Source organism: Ensifer sp. R-19 (assembly GCF_049905105.1).
Lineage (GTDB): Bacteria > Pseudomonadota > Alphaproteobacteria > Rhizobiales > Rhizobiaceae > Ensifer.
In genome coordinates this window covers 1,705,674-1,723,071 of sequence record NZ_CP184569.1, presented here as the reverse complement: position 1 = coordinate 1,723,071, position 17,398 = coordinate 1,705,674, and the positions used below count along the sequence as shown (strand labels likewise).

The window sequence follows — 17,398 nt, the reverse complement described above, 5'->3', positions numbered from 1 at the left end:
CCGGCAAACAAAAAGCGCCCATGAAGAGCGCCGATTGTCAGTTCGATCGCAGAGCGCCGTAGGTCAGCGTCGATAGATCAGCCAGTTGCGGCCGGATTCCTTGCGCATGCCGTCTTCAAAGAGAACGGTCTTGTTGCGCCCGCCATTCTTGGCCGAATAGAGCGCGATATCCGCCTTGTTGTAGAGATCGACAGGGTCTTCTGCTGCGGTCGCCATGCAGACGCCAACGGAAAGCGTGATCGGGCCGTAGTTGACACCGGTCTTCGAATTGCGGAAGGGCGTTGCCGCAAGAACCGTGCGGATGCGATCGGCGATCTGCAGGCATTCTTCCTGGGTGCTGTCGCCAAGGATAATGGCAAATTCCTCGCCGCCGGTGCGGGCAACGAACGCCTCACGGCGCAGGTTGGCGCGAAGGACGCCGCCGACGGTCGCGAGGATCTTGTCGCCGACCGGATGGCCGAACGTGTCGTTGACCTTCTTGAAATGGTCGATGTCGGCAACGAGCAGGCCGGTGTAATTTCTCAGGTGCTCATTGTTGTAGACGGCCGCCAGATTGTCGTCAAAGGCGCGCCGGTTGGCGAGACGCGTGAGCGAATCCGTGTTGGCGATGCGCTTGTACTCGTCGAGTTCCTGCCGGATGACCTCCATTTCGAAGGACTTTTGCACAACGGTCTCGACGCGCTCCTTGCCCTGGCTCATCGTCTCGGCCGTCGCCTCGGTCAGGATGCCGATCGCGTGGCGCAGGATATCCGCGCTCGATGCACTCTTGCTGACGATGTTGACATAGGCCTCATCGAGAACCTTGTTGTAGTTCTCAAGCGCGTATTGCTCGTCGCGCAACAGGGTAACGAGCTCGGCAAGCTTGGCTGCAAGGGTGGTGTGGGCGCGCTCGATGCCGTTCGAGCGGTGGATGTGGCTGAAGTACTGCGCGCCGATCGCATCCAGCTCTTCCTGGGTCGCGCGGCTACCGAGCGCCGCGAGTTCTTTCGACAGCTGCGGGTTGGAGCCGAGATAGGCTTCGTAATAGAGTTCGTAGTTGCGGGGGATAGGCGCGACACCCATCATGCGCATGGCATGGGTCACTTGCGCTGCGATATCGGGCGTCTGTGCTTTGCCCGAATTTGCCGTTTGCATGTGCAAACCCCCTAATAGTATTCACTGCTTACGGGTTATGATTTTTAGGGGCAAATGATTTGCGAAGTCTTAATATTTGCCGCCGCGGTGCACCGCAGTTCGATCGACTGCGGCCATTCCCGCCGATCTATCCTAGCGTTTGCGACTTGAACCCACGGCGCCGTTGAGGCGCCGTGGTGTGTCAAAATGGATCAGGCCGGGCCGATCATCGTTTCGGGGCGCACGATCGCGTCGAACTCTTCGTTCGTCACGTAGCCGCCGCCGACGGCTTCTTCGCGCAGCGTCGTGCCGTTCTTGTGGGCGGTCTTGGCGATCTTGGCAGCGTTGTCGTAGCCGATCTTCGGGGCGAGGGCGGTGACCAGCATCAGTGAGCGGTCGAGTGCCGCCTTGATGTTGTCTTCGCGTGCCTCGATGCCGACGACGCAGTTGTCGGTGAAGGACACGGCCGCATCGGAAAGCAGCTGCACCGACTGCAGGAAGTTGTAGGCCATCAGCGGGTTGAAGACGTTGAGCTCGAAGTGGCCCTGGCTGCCGGCGAAGGTGAGGGCGGCGTGGTTGCCGAAGACCTGGACGCAGACCTGGGTCAGCGCTTCGCACTGGGTCGGGTTGACCTTGCCGGGCATGATCGACGAGCCAGGCTCGTTTTCAGGCAGCGACAGTTCGCCGAGACCGGAGCGCGGGCCGGAGCCGAGGAAGCGGATGTCGTTGGCGATCTTGAAGAGGGCTGCAGCCGTCGCGTTGATCGCGCCATGGCTGAAGACCATGGAATCATGGGCGGCGAGCGCCTCGAACTTGTTCGGCGCCGAGGTGAAGGCAATGCCGGTGATCTTGGCGATCTCGTCGGCAACCTTTTCAGCAAATCCGACCGGCGCATTGAGGCCGGTACCGACGGCCGTGCCGCCCTGGGCGAGTTCGCAAAGGCCGGGAAGCGTCATCTCGATGCGCTTGATCGAGGAAGCGACCTGCGCGGCATAGCCGGAGAATTCCTGGCCAAGCGTCAGCGGGGTTGCATCCTGGGTGTGGGTGCGGCCGATCTTGATGATGTGATCGAATGCCTTGACCTTGGCTTCCAGCGCCTTGTGCAGGTGCTTCAATGCCGGCAGCAGGTCATGGATCACCCGTTCCGCGCAGGCGATGTGCATCGCCGTCGGATAGGTGTCGTTCGACGACTGGCTCATGTTGACGTGATCGTTCGGATGCACCGGCTTCTTCGAGCCCATGACGCCGCCGAGCAGTTCGATGGCGCGGTTCGAAATCACCTCGTTGGCATTCATGTTCGACTGGGTGCCCGAACCGGTCTGCCAGACGACGAGCGGGAAATGGTCGTTGAGCTTGCCGTCGATCACTTCCTGCGATGCCTTGACGATGGCATCGGCTACGGTGGAATCCAGACGGCCGAGCGCCTGGTTGGTGCGGGCGGCTGCCTGCTTGACGATGCCGAGCGCCCGGACGATCGAGGCCGGCTGCTTTTCCCAACCGATCTTGAAATTGCCGAGCGAGCGCTGGGCCTGGGCGCCCCAATAGCGGTCGCTTGCCACTTCGATGGGGCCGAACGTGTCTGTTTCCGTGCGCGTCGATGTCATCGTGATACCTGCCTTGGATCATGCGGTTCATGAAGCCTGGGCGAGGGGCCGGGTGGCGCATCTCCCCAGGGTGCCGGGCCTCTCTCTGCCCCGCCTGCCGGAGCTTGTAAAGGGGCGTGGCTCGGCTTGCCATGCTACAATCGTTTGAAACGTTGACGTGCAACAAGGCCGGCCCGGAACGATGGTGATTCGGTCGCTTGCGGGCCGCGGGCGCCGTTGTGATGTTTCGGTCACAGGCGCGGCGTTCTTTTTAGCCGCCGATCGGCGGCTGCAACCGGCCCATGACCTCCCGCTGAAATAAAATCCATATGGATCAAATTTTTATCCCCCTTCGAACGTTATGGAATCGAGGCGTTTGCAGGGACGAGGAAGGAGATTCAAGGTCGATGTTCGCGGGCGCGTTTCCTTTTCATTCACCATCCTTTTCTATAACTTTCAGTGCACGAGGGCGTGGCGAGAATCTGGCTTCAGTCGAATTCGGCGACAACGCGATACGGGGACGTAGTTTCATATGAGAGTAATTAAGACGGCAGCGGTCGTGGCGCTCATGAGCGGCTGTGCGATCGCGACCATGGATGTGCGGCCGGCTTCGGCCTTCACATTTGGCGATTTCATCCGGGCGGGCCGGAAGAAGACCGAGGCTCAGCAGGTTCAGCCGAACCAGCCGCTGCCGGGCATGGGCACGATGGTCGACCCGCAGCAGGCGGCCAAGCCGCTGCCGAAGGTCACGGGCCCCAAATATTACACCTACAAGGCGGAGCCGCTGCGTCGCATCTCAACCGACAAGTTGCTCGACCCGGTCGTTACCGGCTCCGTGCGCAACGATGCGCTGCCGCCGATGCTGCGCACGCCGCTTGCCGACGCGCGGCAGTTCCTGCCGGATATCAACGTTCGCGCGTCCGGCGACGTCGCCAAGGCGGTCGAAGCCCATTACGGCGCCCGCATGGATTACATCTGGATCGGCGCCGAAGGCGTGAACGCCAAGGCAAAGGCGGCGGTCGCCGTTCTCGCCGATGCAGCCAAGGTCGGCCTCGACCCGCAGGATTATGCGGTCACCGTGCCGGCTGATACGTTCGACCGCGGCGACATGATCGCGCGCGAAAAGGAACTGCTGCAGTTCGAAATCGCGCTGTCGGCGGCAACGCTCACCTATGCGCAGGACACGGTGCGCGGCCGCATCGATCCGAACAAGATCTCCGGCTACCACGACTTCAAGCGCAAGACGGTCGAACTCGCTCCGCTTCTCGACAAGCTGTCTGCGAGCAACGACGTCGCCACGCTTCTCAACGACCAGAACCCGAAGAGCGCGCAATTTGCGGCACTCTCCGTCGAACTGGAGAAGCTGAGGGCGCAAACAGGCGCCGAGCAGCGCGTCGAGATCGCGCCCGGCACGCTGCTTAAGCCGGGCCAGAGCAATCCCGAGCTCGCCAACATCATTGCCGGTATTCGCCTCAAGGGCTCGGAAGCGCTGAAGACCGAACATGCGGCGGTTCTTGCCGCTTACCAGGGAGCGCCGGAATACACGCCGGAACTGGTAACCGTGGTCGAGGCCTTCCAGAAGGAACACGGGCTGAAGGCTGATGGGGTCGTCGGCCAGGCGTCGGTGCGCATCCTGACGGGTGGCGACAGCGTGGCGAACAAGATCAACAAGCTCGAGATCGCCATGGAGCAGGCGCGCTGGCTGCCGGATGGCCTCGGCGGCCGCTACGTCTTCATCAACCAGCCGGCCTTCACCGCAACCTATACCGACCAGGGCGCCGAGCAGTTCTCGATGCGCGTGGTCGTCGGCTCGAAAACGAACCAGACCTATTTCTTCCAGGACGAGATCCAGACCGTCGAGGTCAATCCGTACTGGGGCGTGCCGCAGTCGATCATCGTCAACGAGATGCTGCCGAAGCTCCGCAGCGACCCGAACTATCTCGATCGCATGGGCTACCAGGTCGAGGTCGGCGGCCGGCCGGTTCCGTCGGCGTCGGTCAACTGGAACGGCTCGACCGCTTCGGTCGCGGTACGCCAGCCGCCGAGCAGCGACAATGCGCTCGGCGAGCTGAAAATCCTGTTCCCCAACGCGCATGCGATCTACATGCACGACACCCCGTCGAAGAGCTTCTTCAAGCGCGACAACCGGGCACTCAGCCACGGTTGCGTGCGGCTTGCCGATCCGCGCCTGATGGCGGCGGCCGTGCTCGGCACGAGCGTCGAGGACGTCGGCAAGGAGATTGCCGGCGGCGGCAACAAGGCACTGCAGGTTCCGGTGAAGGTGCCGGTTTATGTCGCCTACTTCACGGCCTGGCCGAACAAGGATGGTGTCGTCGAGTATTTCGACGACGTCTATGAGCGCGACATGTACATGAACCGCGCCTTTGACGCGACGCGCGGCGCCCGCAGGGCCGAAGGATAAGACACAAGAATAAGAAAAGGCCGCTTCGAGCGGCCTTTTTTCTGTTCGATCATCGGGTCTCGAGCAGCGCCGAGACCAGTTCCGGTGTCAGTTCGTCGAAGTGGCTGATGATTTTCGTCGGCTCGAGGCTTTCGACGGGGACGTCCGAGTAGCCGAAAGGAACCGCAATCGACGGCACTGCTGCATTGCGGGCGACGAGGAAGTCGTTGAGGCTGTCGCCGACCATCACCGAGCGTTCCGCCGAGCCGCCGGCATTGGTGACGGTCCTCAGGAGGTGCTCGGCATTCGGCTTGCGCACTTCGAAAGTGTCGCCACCCGAAATCGCGGCGAAGCGTTCGATCAGCCCCAGGCGTTCGAGCAGGCGCGTTGCCAGCTTTTCCGGCTTGTTGGTGCAGACCGCCAGCTTGAAGCCGGCGCCAGAGAGCCGGTCGAGCGCGTCGACGAGGCCCGGATAGGGCAGCGAATCGCCGGGCATCGAGCCGTGGTAGAAATCGACGAACTCCTTGAGCTGCCATTCCAGGACGTCTTCAGCGAGCGGCTTTTGCCGGAGCGCGAAGGTGCGCTCGATCATGGCGCGTGCGCCGTGCCCGACAAGATGGGTGAGATCCGCATAGCCGACCGGTGCGATGCCGGCCTGGGTCACCGCATGGTTGAGGCTCGCGACCAGGTCCGGCGCGGTATCGACAAGCGTTCCATCGAGATCGAAGACGACTATGGGAGATGACACCGAAAAACCTCATGGCACCGGAAACGTTGCCGTTCGGGTAGGCGAAGTGACAGCAGAATGCAATGGGGAGTACATGTCCCAAGTCCTGCGGAATCCTTGGCGGCAATTTCATTTTGACTTTTGTTTGCGTCGCCGGGCGTGTAAGTGTCTCAGCGGAAAACGGGCCGGCCGTTCGCTGCTTGCAGCAAAGCCGTCCGTCGGAATTACAAGGGAGCGACTGGCGCATGGACGCCCGCGAAATGAAAATCAAAGCCGCGGCTGCGGCTCTGGAATATGTCGAAGACGGCATGCGCCTCGGCATCGGTACGGGCTCCACGGCTGAGGAATTTGTCCGGCTGCTGGCCGAGAAGGTCGCCTCGGGCTTCCGTATCGAAGGGGTTCCCACTTCGGAGCGCACGGCGCGGCTCTGCCTCGAACTCGGTGTGCCGTTGAAGTCGCTCGATGAGCTGCCGGAACTGGACCTGACGATTGACGGCGCCGACGAGGTCGATGGCCGGCTGCGGCTGATCAAGGGCGGCGGCGGCGCATTGCTGCGCGAAAAGATCGTCGCGAGCACGTCGAAGCGAATGATCGTGATCGCCGACGAATCGAAGGTGGTCGAGGTCCTCGGTGCCTTCAAGCTGCCGATCGAGGTCAATCCCTTCGGTCAGGTGGCAACGCGGATCGCGATCGAGAAAGTCGCTTCGCGGCTCGGCCTTTCCGGCGAAATCGCCGTGCGTCAATCGCACGACGGCGCCTTCAAGACCGACGGCGGACACCTCATTCTCGATGCATCTTTTGGCCGTATTCCTGATGCAGATGCGCTCGCGGGAGAGCTGAATGCCATTCCCGGCGTCGTCGAGCACGGGCTTTTCATCGACATCGCGTCGCTGGCAATCATTGCAGGGCCGGAGCAGGCACGCATTCTGACTGCGTCCTGAGCTGGCTCCCGACAGCCCGCAATGGGCTGGGAGCGGTAAAGACAACAGGTTTCCACACATGCGGGCCTGGCGGCGGAAACCGCCCGGGCAGCATGCGACAAACACAGGAGCAAGGGTAAAAATGAACAAACTCGCAGGTCTTGTCCGCACATTCGCTGCCACCGCGGTTCTGCTTTCCGCATCGATTCCGGCGGTGCAGGCCCAGGACGTCTCCGAAGAGCAGATCAAGGCGGCGCGCGCGACGATCGCAGCGCTTGGCGTGACCAACAGCTTCGACAACATTCTGCCGAACCTTGCCGAGCGGCTGAAGAACACGCTGATCCAGTCATCGCCGAACCATCAGGAACTGATCACGGCAACCGTCGACGAGAAGGCACTTAGCCTTGCCGCGCGCCGTGCCGATCTCGAGAACGAAGCGGCGACGATCTACGCCAAGACCTTCTCGCTCGAAGAGCTGAACGCGATCACCGAATTTTACGGCTCGTCCGCCGGCAAGAAGCTCCTGGATAACGGCCCGATCGCTTCGCGCGAACTGCTGAAGGCCGCCGACATCTGGGCCGCAGGCGTTTCCCGCGATCTGACCCAGGAAGCCACCAAGTCGCTCGACGAAAAGGTTGGCAGCACGCAGCCGGCTGCCGAGGGCGCCGTCCAGGCGCCGGCGCAATAACCGTCGCCGGCCACGGTTCATCACGTTTCGAGGAGCCCGGAGAGATCCGGGCTTTTCTTTTGGCCGGAGGCACCACTATATGTGCCTGCGGTGCGGCCTTCGGCCGGCCGCACCGGCTGCCGGACGCGAGATCGTTCGGCGCGCTTTCCATTTCGCCATTTCGGCCCGCTTGCTTTCAGGAGACTGCCCATGCCCGCTTTCGACTATGACCTTTTCGTGATCGGTGGCGGATCCGGCGGCGTCAGGAGCGGACGCCTGGCGGCGAGCCTCGGCAAGAAGGTGGCGATTGCGGAGGAGTTTCGCTACGGCGGCACCTGCGTCATCCGCGGCTGCGTGCCGAAGAAGCTCTATGTCTACGCGTCGCAGTTTTCCGAACATTTCGAAGACGCAGCCGGTTTCGGCTGGTCGGTCGGCGAAAGCCGGTTCGACTGGAAGAAACTGGTCGCCGCCAAGGAGCAGGAAATTACCCGGCTCGAAGGGCTCTACCAGAAGGGTCTGAACAATGCCGGCGCCGAGATCCTGCATACGCGCGCCGAGCTCGTCGGCCCGAACACGGTTCGCCTGCTCGACAGCGGCAAAACGGTGACGGCCGAGCGGATCGTGATCGCCGTCGGCGGTCATCCGACGCCGCATGACGCGCTGCCGGGACACGAGCACTGCATTTCCTCGAACGAGGCTTTCGATCTCGAGGAGCTGCCGAAGTCGATCCTGATTGCCGGCGGCGGCTACATCGCCGTCGAATTCGCCAACATCTTCCACGGCCTCGGCGTCGAGACGACGCTGATCTATCGCGGCAAGGAAATTCTGTCGCGTTTCGACCAAGACCTGCGCCGCGGGCTGCATGTGGCCATGGAAGAGAAGGGCATCCGTATCCTCTGCGAGGACCTTATCCAGTCGGTCGCCCTCGATGATGCTGGAAAGCGTGTCGCGCGCACGATGAAGCACGGCGACATCGCCGTCGATCAGGTGATGCTGGCGCTTGGCCGCGTGCCGAACACCACGGGCCTCGGCCTCGAAGCGGCTGGCGTCAAGACCGATGAGCGCGGCGCCATCATCGTCGATGCGTTCTCGCGCACCAGTGCGCCTGGCATCTATGCGCTTGGCGATGTCACCGACCGCGTGCAACTGACGCCGGTCGCGATCCACGAGGCCATGTGCTTCATCGAGACCGAGTACAAGAACAATCCGGTGTCGCCGGATCACGACCTGATCGCCACCGCCGTCTTCTCGCAGCCGGAGATCGGCACCGTCGGTCTGACGGAAGAAGAGGCGGCGCGCCGCTTCGACGAGCTGGATGTTTATCGCGCCGAATTCCGGCCGATGAAGGCGACGCTTTCGGGCCGCAAGGAAAAGATGATCATGAAGCTGATCGTCAACGCTGCCGACCGCAAGGTGCTCGGTGCCCACATCCTCGGCCATGATGCGGGCGAAATGGCCCAGCTGCTCGGCATCTCGCTGAAGGCCGGCTGCACCAAGGACGATTTCGACCGGACGATGGCGGTGCACCCGACGGCGGCGGAAGAACTGGTGACGATGTATTCGCCGTCCTACCGCATCCGCAAGGGCGAGCGGGTCTGAGGCCCCGGCAGCCGGCGCCTTGCTTTGCAGGCGCCGGAGCCGATGAATTCTGGTAGAATGTCTTTCCAAGCCTTCGCTTAACGTCTATAAGCCCGCATCCGCGAAGTCACCGGCTTCGGGCGAGCTTGGCGCAATAATCTTGCGTTGGGGCAGGGCACGCGGACATGAGTGAAATTTCCGAATACCGGGCGGCCACCTTCGGCCGTCAGGGCGCGACCCGCGCGGATAGATCCGCGGCAGACAACAGGTGATCGAAATGGCACAAACTTGGACTCCAAACAGCTGGCGGCAGAAACCCATCCAGCAGGTGCCGGACTATCCGGACCTGGCAGCGCTTGAGGCGACCGAAGCGAGCCTCGCGAAGTATCCGCCGCTGGTGTTTGCAGGCGAAGCGCGCCGTCTGAAGAGTGCACTTGCCAATGTTGCCGAAGGCCGCGGCTTCCTGCTGCAGGGCGGCGATTGCGCTGAAAGTTTCGCCGAGCATGGCGCCGACACGATCCGCGACTTCTTCCGCGCCTTCCTGCAGATGGCCGTCGTCTTGACCTTCGGCGCACAGCAGCCGGTGGTGAAAGTCGGCCGCATCGCCGGCCAATTCGCCAAGCCCCGCTCGTCCAACATCGAGAAGCAGGGCGACGTGACGCTGCCGTCCTACCGCGGCGACATCATCAACGGCATCGAGTTCACCGAGGAAGCGCGTATCCCGAACCCGGAACGCCAGATCATGGCCTACCGTCAGTCGGCTGCAACGCTGAACCTTCTGCGCGCCTTCGCCATGGGCGGCTATGCCAACCTCGACAACGTGCACCAGTGGATGCTCGGCTTCGTCAAGGATAGCCCGCAGGCAGAGCGCTACCGCAAGCTCGCCGACCGCATCTCCGAGACCATGGACTTCATGAAGGCGATCGGCATCACCTCGGAAAACCATCCGAGCCTGCGCGAGACCGATTTCTTCACGAGCCACGAGGCGCTGCTGCTCGGTTACGAGCAGGCGCTGACGCGTGTCGACTCGACCTCGGGCGACTGGTACGCCACCTCCGGCCACATGATCTGGATCGGCGACCGTACCCGCCAGCCCGACCATGCGCACATCGAATACTGCCGCGGTATCAAGAACCCGCTCGGTCTCAAGTGCGGCCCGTCGCTGACGGCCGATGGTCTCCTGGAGCTGATCGATCTTCTGAACCCGGCCAACGAAGCCGGCCGCCTGACGCTGATCTGCCGCTTCGGCCATGACAAGGTGGCGGAGCATCTGCCGCGCCTCATCCGTGCGGTCGAGCGCGAAGGCAAGAAGGTCGTCTGGTCCTGCGATCCGATGCACGGCAACACGATCACGCTCAACAACTACAAGACCCGCCCGTTCGAGCGGATCCTGTCGGAAGTCGAGAGCTTCTTCCAGATTCACCGGGCAGAGGGGACGCATCCGGGCGGCATCCATATCGAGATGACCGGCAACGACGTGACGGAATGCACCGGCGGTGCGCGCGCGCTTTCCGGCGACGATCTTGCCGACCGCTACCACACCCATTGCGATCCGCGCCTCAATGCGGACCAGGCGCTGGAACTCGCGTTCCTGCTGGCCGAGCGCATGAAGGGCGGCCGCGACGAGAAGAAGATGGTCGTCAACGGCTGATCTAATCCCCTGGCATCGTTCAGGCTTTCTGAACGTCGCTTGGGAGTTTTGAATTTGACAATGCCGGGCCCGCTCTGGAAGCTGGTCCGGCATTTTCGTGTCTGGAGCAGGAAGCGGCGCGCGCAATCGTGCCGCCTTATCCACCGCATGACAGGGTGATGCATCACGATTTCGCTTTGGGGGAACAATGCCGGACGTTCACAAGGGAAGCTGTCTTTGCGGGGCAGTGCGCTTTGCCGCACAGGGCGAGCTGCGCGAGCTGATCTACTGCCATTGCAGCCAATGCCGGAAGCAGACCGGGCTCTACTACGCCGCGACGAATGTCCGGAACGACGGCCTTGAGGTCGAGGGAATGGAGCATGTCACTTGGTATCGGGCAAGCGACAGCGCCAGCCGTGGCTTTTGCCGGATCTGCGGCTCGGCCCTGTTCTGGAAGGGCGACGGGCAGGATTACATCTCGATCATGGCTGGGGCCTTCGAGAAGCCGACCGTGCTGAAGGGTGGCTATCACATCTTCTGCGAAGACCAGGGCGACTTCTACGAAATCACCGACGACTTGCCGAAATATGCGGCCGGACGCAGCTGAGCGATCACTCCGGCGTGCTTGTTGCCTGCCGAACCGCCTGCTCATAGCCATTGGCAAGGCCGGCCATCTTGACCGATTGCCACTGACAATATTCGTCGAGCAGGCGTTCGCCTAGCCAGAACAGCCCGCGCTGGCCTTCGCCGGCGCGGCCGATGAGGCCCGCATCCTGGGCGCGGGTGAAAATGCGCCTGATATGCGTGTTGGAGATCATGTAGTGCGTGGCGAGTTCCGAGAGGCTCGCTTCGAGCCAGACTTTGCCGTCGACGGGATCGAGGCTTTGCGGCCGCGACATGAGATCGTCGAGCAGCAGGCCGCCGCATTCGGTCCAGACGAAGGCGGCCACAGCTTCCGGCGGCTCGTTCCACCGCCGGTCGGCGAGCAGCAGGCGGGTGGCGATCGGTTGGGCGCGCTCAAAGATCGTCCGATCGGCTTCGACGCGCTGAAGGCGGCCCTTGCCGTCGAAACGGTCGAGCGTGCCCATCTGGCTCATGAACCAGCGCAACATCGCCCCTTCGCTGATTTCGGTCGGCTCCAGGGGCCGCACTTTCTTTCTGGCACGACCGCCATTGGTATCGCGCAGCAGCTTGTAGGTCAGCAGTTCGGCAATGAAGGCGGCAGCGGTATTGCGGCTGGCGCCGCCCATCTCATGCATGAACTTTAGCAGGCGCGCGGTGGTGATACCCGTCTCCGGATTCGCTGGATCGCGCTCGAGGTGAAGTGTGTAGACGGCTTGGCTCAGCGTCCATTTCTGATGGGAGGCGACGAGGCGGGCAACTCGAGGGAAGACATCAAACACCGACATCAGATCGCGGGCGCTCGCCTGAAGGATCGCCCGGAAGTTCGGATGATTGCGAAAATCTTCTGCGGTGAAGGCAAGCGCACCAACTGGCGCAACGCCCTCATGCTCTGCCACGACACGCATTTGCTGCGCACACCCCCCGAAGCTTGCGCGGCGTGCCGGATGCTTGAATTTCAAGATGCCCGGTCGCCAGCCGCCACTCAGCCTAACCCCTTTTAGTAGGAGTAGCTTGCCCATAACGTGCGAACAACCGATTTTGTTCAAACGGGGCACCTGACGTTCAGCCGTCAGGCGCCCCGTTCGATTGCTGGATCTCGATCATTGCACCAGCACAGGCGGCTGGCACTTGACGCCGGTGACGCGTACATCGGCCTCGCCGACCCGGACGCCGACGAGCAGGAGCAGGTTGTAGAGGAGATCATCGACCGGCTTGGTGACGGAACCCAAGGTCTGGGCCAGGGCTTGCTGGACGATCGTCGGGCTGCCGAGCGTGAGGAACAGAACCTGGATGTTGACGTCGAGGTTGTTGAGCAGCGTTTGGGTCGTGGAGGTGAGAATATCCTTCGTGGAGACGCTCTTGATCGATCGAGCCGCAATCTCGGATGGGCTGAAGCTCAGGCGCGAGACCTTGAGGTTCTGTGCTTCGACATGAGCGAGCGCATCGATCTTGACGACGAGGGCATCGACGAGGCGGGCCCTTTGCACGCGGGCATCCGACGAGAAGTTCGAGAGCACTGTCGGGTCGACGTCGCCGATCGCGATCTCGGCAATGCCCGGCACCGCGTCGACGCTGACCGCCGCGTTTTCCGGAGTACCGCCGTAGCAGCGGATGTCGGCAAGTTTCGACTCGGCATAGGCAAGTTCGACGTAGATCGGCAGTCTGATGCGGATGCCGGCAAGGGCCGCAAGGCCATCGACGTTGACTTCGACGGCGAGGCGGGTCTGGGCGGTGCGCACGGCCGCCCCCGGGGTTCCGAGGCGGTGGCTGGGCGTCTGGACCGGCGGCTCGCCGATCGCGAGCTTGACCTTGGCAGAAGCGATGCCGGGAAGCCCGGTCACGGCGTTGAGCGCGATCTGGTGTTCGCCATTGGCAATTGCGGCGGCCGCGGAGACGATCTGCAGCGCGCTGATCTTCATCGCCCAATCGGAACCGGCATCGATCTGCAGGCTCTTTTTCGGATCGAGGTTGAGGATCTGGGCCAGTGTGACGGTCTTCTTGTTGTTTGCGGTCGAAAGCTCGATGCTCTTCAGCGCGGCTGTCACTGTGCCTGAAAGACCCTGGACGAGCCGCATCGAGGAGAGCAACTGCGGCATGGTCAGATTGGCCTTCAGCACGTCCTCATAGGAGGCGGCGGTCAGGTTCAGCTTTGTCGCGACGATCTTCAGGAACGGCTGGACGTCGATGTCGGCGTCGATGAGCGCCTGATAATCCATGACCTTGAGGGAGATGGTCGTGCCGAGCATTTGCCCGAGGATCGAATTCAACAATCCGTCGTTCAGGCTGGCGAGACGCGAGCCGACAGAGAAGGCGGCAATCTTGGAGCTGGCGGCCGTGCCGATGACGCTTAAATCCGGCGGCGCGCTGAACATGGAGGCTAGGAAGATCTGGCCTTTCTTTTCCAGCAGAACCTGAACGGCATCGGTCGGCGTTGCGTCCTTGACGAAGCGCTGTCCGGCCTCGACGGAAGGGTCGGGGATATAGCGACCGCGCGCCAGCGTGGCCACGCCATCCACCTTGCCCGTGCTGACATCGCTCAGCGGCAGCACCTTGCCATCGACCGTCATCAGCCCGGTCGGCGTGGCCACGGCGTAGTTGAGGCCATTGTTGGAGAAATGGTTGAGCACGGCCTTCTCGGCCGACGAGATGTTGGCGGCCGCTGCGATCGCGGCAAGGTCGACCGCCGACTGCATCTCACGTTTCTGCACGGTGAGATAGCCGTAGTCGATGCCGAGCCCCATTGAGGCGATGACCAGTGGCATGACCAGTGCGGCAGAGATGCCGATATTGGCGTCTTGTGATCGGAGCAGCGTGCGCAGTCGCGTTGAATTCCACGCCATGTCAGACCCCTCCCACGCGTATGGTTGCGAAGCGCTCGATCTGGCTGCTCGGCATCGCGAACGTGAAAAGGTTAAAAATCGGGAGGTCGGCGGCGTCGTATTTGATCCGAACGGTGAACTGGTTGGCGTTGCTGGCGTCGTCTTTGACGGTCACGGTCATACGCGAGGATTTTATGAAGGCCTGATCCATCGTGGTGCGGCGGATGTAGTCGGTCGCGAGGCGTTCACGCTCGCCTTGGGATAGTCCAGCGATGGCTGTGCGCGCGGCATCGGCGGCGATCTGCTGTATGGAATGCGCTGTGCTGAGATAGACGCCGTAGGCGATCAAGGTTAGCACGCAAAGGAAGAAGAGCGGCGCTATGATTGCGAATTCGATTGCAGCGGCGCCGTCTCGGCCGCCGAAAAGGCGCTTGAAGTTGGACATTGCAGCATCTCCGCGTACCCACGTTGCTGTATTTTTTTCGAATGTCCCTGCACCCATAAGATGGTCTTCAAATATTAATTTTTTCATACTCCGATAAGTTGCCGATGGCAGCGAAGCGGGGGGGTGGGCGCCCGCGCTACGCCGCGGCACCGCGGGATCTGATCCTGCGTGTCGTGGGTGTTCGGTCAGTCCTGCCCGGGTGCTGGACGGTAGTGCTCGAGCTGGCGGTTGAGCGTTGCGAGGTCGGCACGCAGTTCCGAAATCTCACGCAGCAACACGTCGTCGACCTTGTGATGCAGGGCGATCAGTTCGACTTCCGACTTGAGATTGACCTCGTAGTCCTTGGACGCTGCGAAGCGGTCGCGTTCGGCCTGACGGTTCTGCGACATCATGATGATTGGGGCCTGCAGTGCGGCAAGCATGGAAAGCACGAGGTTGAGAAAGATGTAGGGGTAGGGGTCGAACGCTCCGGTCACCAACAGCACCGAGTTCACGATGACCCAGCAGACGAGAAAACTGCAGAAGGTGACGATGAAGCTCCAGGAGCCGCCAACGCGGGCAATGTTGTCGGCGAGCCTGTCGCCTAAGGTTTGCTCGGCAGCGAAGGCCGCATTGGTATCGGTGGTCAGCGTGCGCCGCTCGCGGGCGTAGGCGAGGATGCGGCGCTCGATCTCGCCGAGTTCGCTGAGCGGCTTGCCGAAGAACTGGTGCGAGATGTTGTTGAAATGCGGCATGGCGATCTCCGGGGTTGACCGGAGAAAATCTAGAGCATTTCCAGCAAATGTGCGTGGCGGTTTTGCGTCGCGGAAAAATCTGGCCGACCGAGAGCATGAAGAGCCGGACCGGGTGTGGCCGGTCCGGCGCTCGTGGTTCAGTGGGTCTCGGCCGCGCTTGCGAAGAGGTCGGCGTGGGACTTGAAGAACCGGTCGGTGGAGAAGCGGTCTCCAAACATCATGTCGTGCTGCAGGAAGCGATAGTCACGCAAGAGAGCCGGCACCTTCGGCTGGCGCGACCACTCGGCGACTTCCTTGCCGTTCCTGCGGATCAGCATGTAGCGGTCGACGACCCGGTATTGGTCATGAACCTTGCCGAGGAACCCGGTGTAATAGGGGTGCTCGTAGCCGGACTGCTTGAGGATCTGGTAGGAGAGGAAGGCCGGGCTGATCGTGCCGACGTTCTTTCTCGGGCCTGTTTTGTTCGACCAGACGACGAGCGGCGTTTCGTGCTGCGCCTTCATCTGGTCCTTCGAGCCCTTGCGCTCCGCCGTGACGCCCTTCATGAAGCCGGTGCTGGTATAGACCGTGTTGAGCGGCGGCAGGTGGTCGCCGAACAGCACGATGATCGTTTCGCGATCGCGCTTCTTTGCCCAGTCCATCAGCTTCTTCAGGCTCTCGTCGGCTTCCTTGATGCCTTGAGCATAGGTTTCCAGCACCTGCCGGTCGCTTTCGGGCAGGTTGCCTTCGACCTTGATGGTGTTCTTGGCATAGCGGTTTGCCTCATAGGGGCCATGGCCCTGCAGTGTCACCGCAAAGAAGAAGAACGGATCGTCCATGGCGTCGGCCTGGCGGATGATCTCATGCGTCAGCGACTCGTCCGAGGCAAAGATGCCGCGCTTCTGCATCGGCGGCATGTTCTCTTCCGACTTGAAGGTGTCGAAACCGAAGGCCTTGTAGACGGCGGTACGGTTCCAGAACCAGCTCTGGAAGGGATGGATGGCGCGCGAGACATAGCCTTCGCCACGGAAGAAGGTAGCGAGCGACGGGATCGGGTTGCGGATGTACTGCTGGTACGGAATGCTGCCATAGGGCAGGAAGGCGTTGGAGAAGCCGGTCAGCGCCTCGAACTCGACATTGGCGGTCATGCCGCCGAATTCCGGCGAGAAGACGTTGCCCGACTGCATCTCGCGGATCGTCGGCATCGGATCGGGCGAGAGCTTGACGTTGGGCAGGCGGGTCGGATCCCAGAAGGATTCGCTCATCAGCACGATGACGTCGGGCTTGCCGCGGTGCGAGGTGCCAGCCGGAAGCGGCTTCACCGGAATGCGATCGATGGCGTCGGCCATGTAGCCAGCGGGCGCGCTGACATTGGCCATCGGCAGGTTGATGGCGAAGGCAAGCGCAAAGCCGTTGTGCTTATAGTTCTCGGTCTGGTCCCACATGATGGGGATGACCTTCAGGCGATCACGGATCCAGGAGAACTGGTTGTAATCCATGATGTGCCAGAAGGCGAAGAGCAGCGGCAGCGCAAAGGCCGCACGAGCGATGCGCTCGCGGCGCGTCAGCTTGGGGAAATTGCGCCAGGCGTAGCGCAGCAAGAGGCCGATGGCGGCAACGGCGGCGATGAGGCCGACGACGATGCCGACGGCGGTCCAGGGGCGGTCCTTCACCAGCACCGGCATCAATTCCATGATCTGGCGGCCGAACAGGAAATCGGTCGGATAAAGCGGATCGGACAGGAAGACCTGCTTCTGCTGGCAGACGACGGCGGGTATGATGGCGAGGGGCGCAATCACCACGGCCGACTTATGTTCGCGACCGAAAATGCCGTCGACGGCCAGCAGCATCAGGAAGAATGCACCGACAGTCGTCAGCGCCGGGCGCGTCGGGTCGAGCATATAGGCGAGCGTATCGGCCATCGACTGGCGCACGATCAGCTCGACGGCGAAGACGAGAGCGGCTGCGACGAAAAGGGAGAACAATGCGCTGCGGGTGGCCGCAAGCGTCTTGGCGTGCCGTGCGGTGAAGCCGGGTCTATCGACATAGACGCGCGAACCTCTCGCGACAGCGGAATCGATACTAGCCAACATGTTCTCCAGTTTCATAAATGTGTCGTGTAACTGTCATACGCCCGTCATTTTGAACAGGGGATGAATGGTTTCTTAACGGGGTTTG

Annotated in this window: 13 protein-coding genes and 1 pseudogene; 6 read left to right on the top strand and 8 right to left on the bottom strand. The window is 62.1% G+C overall.

Features of this window, described 5'->3' with window-relative positions; all coding sequences use genetic code 11:
- Positions 1–63: 63 nt before the first annotated feature.
- On the bottom strand, positions 64–1,134 hold the full coding sequence (locus tag ACN9MO_RS08360; protein ID WP_057248857.1) for a GGDEF domain-containing protein: 1,071 nt from the start codon (positions 1,132–1,134) through the stop codon (positions 64–66).
- Between the two features lie 191 nt (positions 1,135–1,325).
- Positions 1,326–2,778, bottom strand: a pseudogene (gene fumC, locus ACN9MO_RS08355) (class II fumarate hydratase).
- A gap of 450 nt (positions 2,779–3,228) precedes the next feature.
- On the opposite strand from fumC, the gene ACN9MO_RS08350 reads away from it, so the two are divergent.
- Positions 3,229–5,118 (top strand): L,D-transpeptidase family protein, encoded by a 1,890-nt coding sequence (locus ACN9MO_RS08350; RefSeq protein ID WP_113132901.1) that lies wholly within the window; start codon positions 3,229–3,231, stop codon positions 5,116–5,118.
- Between the two features lie 49 nt (positions 5,119–5,167).
- Here the strand turns inward: ACN9MO_RS08350 and ACN9MO_RS08345 are convergent, their stop codons facing one another.
- Positions 5,168–5,845, bottom strand: coding sequence for an HAD family hydrolase (locus ACN9MO_RS08345; RefSeq protein ID WP_057248860.1), 678 nt, complete (start codon positions 5,843–5,845; stop codon positions 5,168–5,170).
- 224 nt (positions 5,846–6,069) lie between these two features.
- Here ACN9MO_RS08345 and rpiA point away from each other — a divergent pair, with 224 nt between their 5' ends.
- The 5 genes from rpiA (at position 6,070) to ACN9MO_RS08320 (ending at position 11,226) form a co-directional block, all read left to right on the top strand.
- Positions 6,070–6,765, top strand: coding sequence for a ribose-5-phosphate isomerase RpiA (gene rpiA, locus ACN9MO_RS08340; RefSeq protein WP_057248861.1), 696 nt, complete (start codon positions 6,070–6,072; stop codon positions 6,763–6,765).
- Positions 6,766–6,886: 121 nt separating this feature from the next.
- Complete coding sequence (locus tag ACN9MO_RS08335; RefSeq protein ID WP_057248862.1) at positions 6,887–7,432, top strand: DUF2059 domain-containing protein; 546 nt, start codon at positions 6,887–6,889, stop codon at positions 7,430–7,432.
- A 189-nt stretch (positions 7,433–7,621) separates the two neighbouring features.
- On the top strand, positions 7,622–9,010 hold the full coding sequence (gor, locus tag ACN9MO_RS08330) for a glutathione-disulfide reductase (protein ID WP_057248863.1): 1,389 nt from the start codon (positions 7,622–7,624) through the stop codon (positions 9,008–9,010).
- Positions 9,011–9,266: 256 nt separating this feature from the next.
- The gene (locus ACN9MO_RS08325; protein ID WP_057248967.1) at positions 9,267–10,640 is read left to right on the top strand and encodes a class II 3-deoxy-7-phosphoheptulonate synthase; all 1,374 of its coding nucleotides are present in this window, start codon (positions 9,267–9,269) and stop codon (positions 10,638–10,640) included.
- Between the two features lie 187 nt (positions 10,641–10,827).
- Positions 10,828–11,226 (top strand): GFA family protein, encoded by a 399-nt coding sequence (locus ACN9MO_RS08320; RefSeq protein ID WP_057248864.1) that lies wholly within the window; start codon positions 10,828–10,830, stop codon positions 11,224–11,226.
- A gap of 4 nt (positions 11,227–11,230) precedes the next feature.
- On the opposite strand, the gene ACN9MO_RS08315 is transcribed toward ACN9MO_RS08320, so the two are convergent.
- From ACN9MO_RS08315 to ACN9MO_RS08295, 5 genes are all read right to left on the bottom strand, one after another.
- Positions 11,231–12,148 (bottom strand): hypothetical protein, encoded by a 918-nt coding sequence (locus ACN9MO_RS08315; protein ID WP_057248865.1) that lies wholly within the window; start codon positions 12,146–12,148, stop codon positions 11,231–11,233.
- A gap of 195 nt (positions 12,149–12,343) precedes the next feature.
- Positions 12,344–14,083 (bottom strand): pilus assembly protein TadG-related protein, encoded by a 1,740-nt coding sequence (locus tag ACN9MO_RS08310; protein WP_113132900.1) that lies wholly within the window; start codon positions 14,081–14,083, stop codon positions 12,344–12,346.
- 1 nt (position 14,084) lies between these two features.
- Complete coding sequence (locus ACN9MO_RS08305; protein ID WP_058324072.1) at positions 14,085–14,507, bottom strand: TadE/TadG family type IV pilus assembly protein; 423 nt, start codon at positions 14,505–14,507, stop codon at positions 14,085–14,087.
- 185 nt (positions 14,508–14,692) lie between these two features.
- Entirely contained in the window at positions 14,693–15,241 is a 549-nt protein-coding gene (locus ACN9MO_RS08300) for a DUF1003 domain-containing protein (protein WP_057248868.1), read from the bottom strand.
- A gap of 137 nt (positions 15,242–15,378) precedes the next feature.
- On the bottom strand, positions 15,379–17,310 hold the full coding sequence (locus tag ACN9MO_RS08295) for an LTA synthase family protein (protein WP_082615755.1): 1,932 nt from the start codon (positions 17,308–17,310) through the stop codon (positions 15,379–15,381).
- Between the last annotated feature and the right edge of the window lie 88 nt (positions 17,311–17,398).